Genomic DNA, 4,660 nt, shown 5'->3' on the forward strand with positions numbered 1-4,660 from the left:
GGTCGCGCTGAGCTCTTGCCGGGTGGTCTCGATACGTCCGAGCCTCGCAAGCTCGCTCGGACTACTCGACCAGCGAGAACCTCCGCTGGTCGAGTGCCTCCACGAGCGCCAGCAAGGGGAGGCGTATCGAGACCACTCCAGGCGGTCGCTGGGGGTCAGCGGCGGCGGAGGATGCGGGCCCAGCGGCCGTCGCGGGTGACCTCGGTGCCCTCACGCTCGCCGGCGCGCTCCGCGGCGTCGGTGAGCGACATCGTGCCGGGGGAGCCGCCGAAGTGGGCGACGGCGAAGTCGCGGTCGCGCTCGCGCCAGGCCGCGGCGAGCGACGGCACCAGCACCGACACCATGTTGGCGTAGCCCGTCTCCGACGGGTGGAAGCGACCACCGGCCCGCACCACGGCGACCGTCTGCTTGCGGGCGAGCGCACGGCTCTTGCGGCGGGCGATCCAGCGCAGCGGCTGCGGGATCGGGCGCACCGTCCCGAGGTCGGGACACGTGCCCACGACCACCTGCGCGCCGCCGTCGACCAGGCGCCGCACGGCCGAGCCGAGCAGCCGTGTCGACTGGTACGCGGGCACGCGGTGGGTCACGTCGTTCGTGCCGATGATGATCACGACGAGGTCGGGGTCGAAGTCGCCGGCCGCCTCGATCTGGTCGCGCAGGTCCGATGTCACAGCACCGACCACGGCCTCGGAGCGGATCTCGACCTGCGCGTCGAGGACGTGCGCCAGACCGATGCCGAGCATCGCCGGCGGGGTCGCGTCGGCACGGCTCATGCCGTACCCGACGGCGGCCGAGTCGCCCAGCACCAGGCAGCGGACGGGATCGCGGGGGAGGTCCTCGCCGTACACGCCGTCGGCGCGCGGGGGCCGGGCGTCGGTGACGCCGATCGCCCGCTTGGCGACGACGATCTCGCCGAAGACGACGCCCCAGTAGCCGGCGACGGCGGCGAGCCCTCCGACCGCGACCTGGGACGCGATCTTGTTCGGGGCTCTCACGTCGCCATGCTAGAGGTCCGCGCGACGGCGGGCGCCCCCAGGCGCCGCCCGACGGGGGTGTGGGTGCTCACACCTACGATGAGCCGCGTGAGCGTCACCCTCCCGAACTTCCGCGACGTGGGCGGCGTGGTCGGCCACGACGGCGCCACCGTGCGCACCGGTCTGCTGCTGCGCAGCGGCGTCCCCGAGCCCACCGACACCGTGCCCGACGGTACGCCCTGGCCGCCCGCCCTCGTCGTCGACCTGCGCTCCTCGATGGAGCACGGCGGGCCGCACCCGCTCGCGCCCCTCGGCCCGCGGGTCGTCACCTTGTCGCTGCTGTCGTCGCTCGCTCCCGGCTGGCACGAGGACACGCCGACGCTGACGCACCTCTACGGCAAGGTCCTCGACACCGCGGGCCCGTTGCTCGTCCAGCTGGTCGACGAGGTCGCGAGCACGGCGGCCGAGGGCGGAGCGTCCCTGGTGCACTGCGCGGCAGGCAAGGACCGCACCGGCATCTCCGTGGCCCTGCTGCTGCGGCTGCTGGGCGTCCCGCGCGACGACGTCGCCGCCGACTACATGCTGACCGAGCACGCCACCGCCGCGATCGACGCGCGGCTGCGCGCCCCGGGCTCGGACCACCCGCCGGTGCCTGCGGCCTTCCTCACCGTGCCGCGCGAGGCGATCGAGCACGTCCTCGACCGCTGGCAGCAGCACCCCGGCGGTGTCGACGCGTGGTTCGCCGCGGTGGGTGGCGACGCCGGCACCGTCGAGCGGTTGCGCACCGCGTTCCTCGCCTGAGGCGGGCGTCCCGAGCTCAGGACTCCGCGAGGCGCGCGATCGTCTTGCCGGTCAGCCGGTACGCCAGCCACTCCTCCTGCGGCACGGCCTCCAGCGACTCGTAGAACCGGATCGCGGGGGAGTTCCAGCGCAGCACGTCCCACTCCACGCGCGAGTAGCCACGCTCGGTCGCGATCCGCGCGAGCGCGGTGAGCAGGCCACGTCCGATGCCGCTGCCGCGCCGGGTGGGCCGCACGTAGAGGTCCTCGAGGTGGATGCCGGGCACGCCGTCCCAGGTCGAGAACGTCCGGTACCAGAGGGCGAAGCCGACGACCCGGCCCTCTCCGGACTGCGCGACGAGGGCGTGGGCCGGCGGGTCGGCACCGAACAGCGCCTCGTAGAGCTGCACCGACGTCATCCGTGCCTGGTCGACGGCCTTCTCGTAGTCGGCGAGCTCACGCACCATGGCGACGATGTCGGCCACGTCCTCGGGGCGGGCCTCCCGCACTCCGGGCGGCATCAGCAACGTCGTCACGCGACGAGCGTAGGGCCGAAAGACCCAGGCCGTGCGGTGAACGAGTCGCGAGGGTTGCCTCGTGCGGGCGGCGTGCCCTACGCTCATTTCGGATACCGACGGTATCTGGACTCGAGAGGACGCAGCGCATGACCCACTACAGCCACAAGGTCGCCGTCGTGACGGGGGCCGCCTCCGGCATCGGGCGTGCGCTCGCGGTCGAGCTCGGCCGACGCGGCGCCACGGTCGCCGTCTGCGACGTCGACGCCGCCGGACTGGCCGAGACGCAGCGCCTCGTGGAGGCCACCGGCGCGCGCGTGCGCGGCGACCTCGTCGACGTCGCCGAGCGTGAGCGCGTCGAGGAGTACGCCCGCGACGTCGTCGCCGACCTCGGTCGCGTGAACCTGGTCTTCAACAACGCAGGCATCGCCTACTCCGGCACCGTCGAGGAGATGTCGTACAAGGACGTCGAGAAGATCATGGACGTCGACTTCTGGGGCGTCGTCCACGGCACGAAGGCCTTCCTGCCGCACCTCGTGGAGTCCGGCGACGGTCACGTCGTCAACATCTCCAGCATCTTCGGCATGTTCTCGATGCCGTCGCAGAGCGCCTACAACGCCGCCAAGTTCGCGGTGCGCGGGTTCACCGAGTCGCTGCGCCAGGAGATGGCGCTGGCCCAGCGACCGGTCAAGGTCACGTGCGTGCACCCCGGCGGCATCGCCACGAACATCGCCCGCAACGCCGACCAGGCCGAGGGGCGCGACCACGACGAGCTCGCGCGGTCCTTCGACAAGGTGGCCCGCACGTCGCCGGAGAAGGCGGCGCAGGTCATCCTCGCGGGCGTGGAGAAGGGCAAGGCGCGCGTGCTCGTGGGCGCCGACGCCCACGTCCTCGACCTCTCGGTGCGACTGCTCGGCTCGCGCTACCAGAGCGTGTTCGCGGCCGCCGGGCGCCGACTCGGCCTCTGACGTGCAGCGCCCCCGCCACCAGGGGTGACGGGGGCGCTGTGCGCGGATGGGATCAGCCCTGCGTGATCTCGATCCGGGTCGGCTCGGTGCCGGCGAACACACCGGCCACGCGGACCGACAGGATGCCGGCGTCGTAGGAGGCGCTAATGGCGTCGGCCGTGACGTGGCCGGGGAGCCCGAAGGTGCGCTCGAACGAGCCGTAGCGGATCTCGCTGATCCGGCGGCTGTTCTCGCCGTCCTCCTCGGTGCGCTGGTCGCGACGCTCGCCCTTGACGACCAGGCGTCCGCCGGTCACCTCGACGGAGACGTCGTTCGAGACGTCGATGCCGGGAAGCTCGAGCCGCACGACGACGTCGTCGCCGTCACGGACGGTCTCGACGGCGGGCGTGAAGTCGAGGCGGGCTGCCGAGCCCTGGGTCGGGCTGAACGCGCTGCGGACCAGCGAGTCGAACTCGGCGAAGGGGTCACGGCGGGTGAAGACGGAGACGTTGCTCATGATGGTCCTCCTGGTGGGTCGTTCGGTCCGGCCACCGCGACCGGACATCCAGTTCAACTTGAGTCTAGTCGACTCAATTCCCCTGACAAGGACCGTGTGCGTTCGCCGATGGCGAACGACGGTCAGGGCAACGTCGGGACGTCGTCGAGCGGCACGCCGGCGGCCTCCGCGACCTCGCGGTAGTCGCGGGCGAGGGAGTCGATCGTCGCGTGCGCGTTGAGTCCGCTGGGGTTGGGCACGACCCAGAGCTCGGCCCCCTCGAGGTCGTGCGCCTGGCGGCCGAGCCGGGCCCGCCGGTCGGCGAACGCGACCCGGTAGCTCGTGACGCCGGCCACGGCGACCACCCGCGGACCGTGCGCGCGGACGGCAGCGGTGACGCGCTCACGACCGGCGCGCACCTCCTCGTCGTCCAGCTCGTCGGCCCGTGCCGTGGGTCGGGGCGAGAGGTTGGTGATCCCGACGCCCCGCTCGACGAGGACGGGCGCCGCCAGCTCGGGCGTCCTCGCCGCCTCGGGCAGGACACCGGCGCGGCGCAGGGCTGGGTAGAAGCGGTTGCCCGGGTGCGCGAAGTGGTACCCGGTGCGGGCGGTCAGCGGACTGGGGTTGATGCCGACCAGCAGCAGGCGCATGCCCGGGCCGGCGAGGTCGGCCACCTCGGGCAGGTCGTCGAGCGACTCGCTCACGACGCGACGGCCACCGGGGCCTCGACCTCGGCGGCGCGCTGCTCGGCGCGCGAGCGCAGCCCCATCACGGCCGCCGCCGTGCAGGCGACGGCGACCGTGACCATGAACGGCGCGAAGATCGTCCGCGGGGTCCAGATCGTGGCGGCCCAGCCGGCGAGCACCGTCGGCACGGCCATGGCGCTGTAGGCGAGCACGTAGAACGCCGACATGACCTCCCCACGGTGGGCCGACGGCACGTGCTGGGT

The 4,660-nt window shown here is 73.0% G+C and carries 6 protein-coding genes and 1 pseudogene; 2 read left to right on the top strand and 5 right to left on the bottom strand.

Annotation, left to right across the window (positions count from 1 at the left end; translation table 11 throughout):
* Positions 1-155: 155 nt before the first annotated feature.
* On the bottom strand, positions 156-995 hold the full coding sequence (locus A6Q79_RS17500; protein WP_317698870.1) for an SGNH/GDSL hydrolase family protein: 840 nt from the start codon (positions 993-995) through the stop codon (positions 156-158).
* Positions 996-1,082: 87 nt separating this feature from the next.
* Here A6Q79_RS17500 and A6Q79_RS17505 point away from each other — a divergent pair, with 87 nt between their 5' ends.
* Positions 1,083-1,775, top strand: coding sequence for a tyrosine-protein phosphatase (locus A6Q79_RS17505; protein ID WP_067859434.1), 693 nt, complete (start codon positions 1,083-1,085; stop codon positions 1,773-1,775).
* Between the two features lie 16 nt (positions 1,776-1,791).
* Here the strand turns inward: A6Q79_RS17505 and A6Q79_RS17510 are convergent, their stop codons facing one another.
* A complete protein-coding gene (locus A6Q79_RS17510) occupies positions 1,792-2,289 on the bottom strand; it encodes a GNAT family N-acetyltransferase (RefSeq protein WP_236749739.1) in 498 nt (165 codons plus the stop codon).
* A gap of 128 nt (positions 2,290-2,417) precedes the next feature.
* Here A6Q79_RS17510 and A6Q79_RS17515 point away from each other — a divergent pair, with 128 nt between their 5' ends.
* Positions 2,418-3,236 (top strand): SDR family oxidoreductase, encoded by an 819-nt coding sequence (locus A6Q79_RS17515; protein ID WP_067859425.1) that lies wholly within the window; start codon positions 2,418-2,420, stop codon positions 3,234-3,236.
* 52 nt (positions 3,237-3,288) lie between these two features.
* Here the strand turns inward: A6Q79_RS17515 and A6Q79_RS17520 are convergent, their stop codons facing one another.
* From A6Q79_RS17520 to A6Q79_RS17530, 3 genes and pseudogenes are all read right to left on the bottom strand, one after another.
* Positions 3,289-3,732, bottom strand: a complete 444-nt coding sequence (locus tag A6Q79_RS17520; RefSeq protein WP_067859422.1) for an Hsp20/alpha crystallin family protein — start codon at positions 3,730-3,732, stop codon at positions 3,289-3,291.
* 122 nt (positions 3,733-3,854) lie between these two features.
* A complete protein-coding gene (locus tag A6Q79_RS17525; RefSeq protein ID WP_067859419.1) occupies positions 3,855-4,415 on the bottom strand; it encodes a mismatch-specific DNA-glycosylase in 561 nt (186 codons plus the stop codon).
* Positions 4,412-4,660 (bottom strand): annotated as a pseudogene (locus A6Q79_RS17530) (hypothetical protein); the annotation flags it as partial. The gene A6Q79_RS17525 and the pseudogene A6Q79_RS17530, both read right to left, overlap by 4 nt.

The sequence above is a fragment of the Aeromicrobium sp. REDSEA-S32_B7 genome (assembly GCF_001626145.1).
Classification (GTDB): Bacteria; Actinomycetota; Actinomycetes; order Propionibacteriales; family Nocardioidaceae; genus Aeromicrobium; species Aeromicrobium erythreum.

Coding starts and splice junctions, on each gene's coding strand:
- A6Q79_RS17515 (WP_067859425.1), top strand. CDS start 2,418: ATGACCCACTACAGCCACAAGGTCGCCGTCGTGACGGGGGCCGCCTCC.
- A6Q79_RS17520 (WP_067859422.1), bottom strand. CDS start 3,732: ATGAGCAACGTCTCCGTCTTCACCCGCCGTGACCCCTTCGCCGAGTTC.